Raw genomic sequence first — 4,938 nt, 5'->3', positions numbered from 1 at the left:
TCCACCGCCAGCTCATCCAGATGCGCAGCGCCACCGGCCTTCGCCGCCATCGACGCCATCAACCCGACCACGCTCAGTTGGGTCAGCGGATCCCCGCCCCCCACACCAGCCGCGTGGAACACCGAACTCACCCGAGGCCCGGTCCCACCGATCCACTCCACCAGGGCCGCCACCTCAGCCCTGACACCGACATCGGCAGCCAGCACCGCCATTGACGTACCCGCCAACGCCAACTCCGCCGCCAGCGCGCCAATGCCGTTGGCAGCCGGACCGGAGCGACTCGACAACACCACCCGGCTCGCACCCCGGCCCGCCACCCAACGAGCCAGCCGGCCACCGATCGCCCCGGTTCCCCCGGTCACCAGCACGCTCCCACCCGGAGCCCAAGCGTTCCGAACCCGCAGCTGCTCAGACGGCGACCGTGAAGCCCGTACCAGACGCCGGGCGAACACCTCCGTGCCCCGGATCGCCACCTGGTCCTCGCCGCCCGCCGCCAGCACCGCACACAGCCGGTCCGCCACCGGGCCGTCCAGCACCTCGGGCACGTCGATCAAGCCGCCCCACCGGTCCGGATGCTCCAGACCCGCGACCCGGCCCAAACCCCACACCGAAGCCTGCGCCAAGGCGGCCGACGCCTGCTCGGGTCCGACCGCACCCGACGTCAGCACCCACAGCGGCGCAGCAAGCTCAAGATCCCCGAGAGCCTGGATCAAACCGACCGTGGCAGCCAACCCCGTCGACACCACCGGGCTGTCCGCCAGCGACATCTCCTCCATCGCCAACAGCGACACCACCCCGGACAACGACCGCTCTCCGACGACCTCCCGAAGCCGAGCCGCCAAAACCTCCCGATCCACCGACGCAACCTCAGCAAAAACAACACCCGCTCCGTGGCCGGCCAGCGCCTGAACGCACACGGCAGCCGACCCGGCACCCGCAGACCCCGTCACGACCAGCCACGTCCCGGTCAAGACAGCCGCGCGACGGTCACCCACCGGCAGACGGTCGGTGATCGGCACCCACGAGATCCGATACCGCCAATCCGCCGTCCGCGACTGATCCCGCTCCCGGCGCCGCCACGACGCCAACGCGGGCAACACCCCCTCCAGCCGCCGCCCCTCCAGCGCCAAAGTCTCCGCCAGACCGGCCACGTCACCGTCATCGACAGCCGCCCAGAACCGCTCCTCCGCCCGGCCACCGGACGGGACCGCCGATGCCCCCTCCGCCCAGAACCGTTCCCGCACGAACGCATACGTCGGCAGATCCACCCGCCGGCCAGGCGTCAACACCGCCCGCCAATCAACCGGCACACCCCGGACATGCACCTCGGCCAAAGACCGCAGCACACGCAGCGACCCGCCATCGTCACGACGCAACGTCCCCACCACCACCGGCGGATCCTCAACCTCCACCTGCGACCGCAAATCGAGCGTGGCACCGATCGCCCCGGTCAAAACCGGATGCGGAGACACCTCAACGAACACCCGATGCCCACCGTCATACAGCGCCTCCACCGCCCGCGAGAACCACACCGACCCACGCAAACTCGCGTACCAGTAGTCGGCGTTCATCTCCGAGCCTTCGAGAGACTCACCCGTCATCGCCGATACCAGCGGGATCCGGCCTGGCTGCGGGGTGACCCCGTCCAGCAGCCCCAGGATCTCCTCCCGCAGCCCCTCCACCTGCGGCCCGTGAGAGGCGTAGTCGACCGGCAGCAGGCGGGTTCGCACCCCCGCGCGTTCGCACTCGGCGGCGATCTCGTTCAGTACGGCGGGCTCCCCCGAGACCACTGTGGCGCCGGGGCCGTTCACGGCCGCGATCGCCACCTGGCCACCCCAGGCGGCCACCCGGGTCTCAACCTCGTCGGCGGATTCGGCGATCGAGAGCATCCCGCCCCGACCCGACAGGGCAGTCAGAGCCCGACTCCGCAGCGCCACGATCTTGGCAGCGTCCTCCAGCGACAGGATCCCGGCGACAACCGCAGCCGCGATCTCCCCCTGGCTGTGACCGACCACCGCACCCGGCTCCACCCCGGCCGCCTGCCACACCGCAGCCAGCGACACCATCACCGCCCAGAGCGCCGGCTGAACCACATCCACCCGGTCAAACCCGGCGGCTCCAGCCAGGACCTCGTCCAGGGACCAGTCCACGTACGGAGCCAAAGCCCGACCACACTCAGCCAACCGAGCCGCGAACACCGGACTGGTCTCAGCCAGCTCCCGACCCATGCCGACCCATTGCGACCCCTGACCCGGGAACACGAACACCACCGGGCTCACCGCCCCGGCCACCGCACTCACCACACCGGCCGACGACTCACCCGCCGCCAACGCCGACAACCCCGCCACCAACTCATCCCGATCCCCGCCCAGCACCACCGCCCGATGCTCGAACGTCGACCGAGAAGTCGCCAAAGCCCACCCCACATCCAGCGGATGGAGATCCGTACCGGCATCCAGACGCGCGGCCAACCGAACCGCCTGCCCCCGCAACGCCTCCCGACTCCGCCCCGACACCAACCACGCCGGAGCCCCGGTCAGCACCGGCCCGGCAGCTTTCGGGCTGCTGTCCCGGCGCTCCTCCAGAGTGTCCGGCTCGGCGGGAGCCTCGTCGTGCGCAGTGTCCGGCTCGCTCACCGGTGCCTCTTCGAGGATGACGTGCGCGTTCGTACCGCTGATCCCGAACGACGACACCCCGGCCCGCCGGGTACGGCCGTCGACCGGCCACGGCACCGCCTCCGTCAGCAACCGGACCTGACCGGACGACCAATCAACATGCGCAGACGGCTCAGCAGCATGCAATGTAGGCGGCAGCAGCCCGTTCTGGAGCGCCAGCACCATCTTCATGATTCCGGCGACACCCGCGGCGGCCTGGGCATGACCGATGTTCGACTTCACTGACCCCAGCCACAACGGCCGCCCCTCCGGCCGATCCTGCCCGTACGTCGCCAACAACGCCTGCGCCTCGATCGGATCGCCCAGCACCGTCCCGGTGCCGTGCGCCTCCACCACATCCACATCCGCCACCGACAACCGAGCACTCGCCAACGCCGCACGAATCACCCGCTGCTGCGAAGGACCATTCGGAGCGGTCAACCCGTTCGACGCACCGTCCTGATTCACCGCACTGCCACGGACGACCGCCAGCACCCGATGCCCATGCCGGCGCGCGTCCGACAGCCGCTCCAGGACCAGGATTCCGGCGCCCTCGGCCCAGCCGGTCCCGTCCGCGGCCGCCGAGAACGCCTTGCACCGGCCGTCCTCGGCCAGCCCTTCCTGACGGGAGGTCTCCGAGAATGCCGCGGGGACGGCCATGACCGTCACCCCGCCGGCCAGCGCCAGCGAACACTCTCCCGCGCGGAGCGCCTGAGCGGCCAGATGCAGCGCCACCAACGACGACGAACAAGCCGTGTCCACCGTCACCGCCGGACCCTCAAGACCCAGCGTGTACGAGACCCGCCCGGAAATGACGCTGGGCGCGGTCCCGGTCATCTGGTACATACCGGATCCCGCAGCCGCACTCGCCGGATAACCGGAACTGGTGCCTCCGGCGAACACCCCTGTGGGCGATCCTCGCAGTGATTTCGGGTCGATCCCGGCCCGCTCCAGCGCTTCCCACGAGATCTCCAGCAGCAGCCGCTGCTGCGGGTCCATCGCCAGCGCCTCACGCGGGCTGATCCCGAAGAACCCGGCATCGAACTCGGCCGCGTCGTAGACGAACCCGCCCCGGCACATGGTCGAGTCCGGGTCGAGTTCGATGTCGGTTTCCCAGCCACGGCCCGCCGGCAGCGCGGCAATCGCGTCCGTGCCCTCGGCCAGCAGCTCCCACAGGGTCTCCGGGCTGTCGACGCCTCCGGGGAGCCGGCAGCTCATCCCGACGATCGCGACGGGCTCCAGCTCACCCATCTCGAATTTGCGCAAACGTTCACGAGTTTCGTACAGCTCGGCCGACACTCTCTTCAGGTAGGCCAGAAGTTTTTCATTCTCTACCATCAGAGTTCTCCCTCAGATCCAGTGGTGAACGGTTCGATGAGCATCGGATCTACGACATTCCGAGTTCTTTGTCGATGAAATCGAGAACCTCGTCGGCGGTTGCGGCCTCGAGTTTGCCGACAGCCTCGTTCTCCTTCGGAATGTCGTCAGCGCCGATCCACTTCGAAAGGAGGGTCTGCAAACGGGCTGTGATATCCGCGCGAATATCACTGCCCGCTGGTACGGCCGAAAGGGTGTCTTCCAGTACGTCGAGTTCGGTGAACACCGGTGGCGTTGGGTCCTCGTCCTGGTAGATCGCGGCCCGAAGATGAGCCGCCAGAACTGCGGACGTGGGGTAGTCGAAGATGACGGTGGCGGGGAGTCGCTGACCGGTGGCCGCGTTCAACCGGTTCCGCAGCTCGACGGCGGTCAGCGAGTCGAACCCGAGCTCCTTGAACGCCCGCCCGGCGTCCACCGCCGCGGCGGAGGTGTGACCGAGTACGGTCGCAGCCTCGGCGCGGACCAGATCAGCGAGCTTCTGCTCCTGCGCCGCCCGGCTCAACCCGGCCAACTCTCGAGCCAGATCCGAACCACCCCCACCGGACGGCTCGACAGGCGCAAGCGCGCGGACCTCAGGCAGATCACGCACAAAGGGCGCCTGGCGCAGGTCACCCATCCGGGACGCCGCCTGCGCCCAGTCGACATCCATGACGGTCAGCACACCGTCCGAACCGGACTCCAACGCCTGACCCAGCACCCGCAACGCCAAAGCAGGCTCCATCATCCGCAACAAACCCCGATCGAGCCGCTGCCGAACCGCCTCACCCGCCTGCGCCATCCCACCACCGGCCCACGGCCCCCATGCCAGCGAAACACCCGCCAGCCCTCGACCGCGCCGATTCTGCGCCAACGCATCCAAAAACGCGTTCGCCGCCGCGTAATTACCCTGCCCGCCACCACCGAACGT

General features: G+C 69.1%; 2 protein-coding genes. Both read right to left on the bottom strand.

The annotated features are described in order from the left end of the window. On the bottom strand, window positions 1–3,992 hold a 3,992-nt coding region (locus tag ACTMTF_RS49230; protein ID WP_441117011.1), incomplete at its 3' end, for a type I polyketide synthase. A gap of 49 nt (window positions 3,993–4,041) precedes the next feature. Beyond that, on the bottom strand, window positions 4,042–4,938 hold an 897-nt coding region (locus ACTMTF_RS49225; RefSeq protein ID WP_441117010.1), incomplete at its 5' end, for a phosphopantetheine-binding protein.

Source organism: Nonomuraea sp. ZG12, assembly GCF_052068115.1.
Classification (GTDB): Bacteria; Actinomycetota; Actinomycetes; order Streptosporangiales; family Streptosporangiaceae; genus Nonomuraea.
This window is presented reverse-complemented; position numbering and strand designations above follow the sequence as displayed.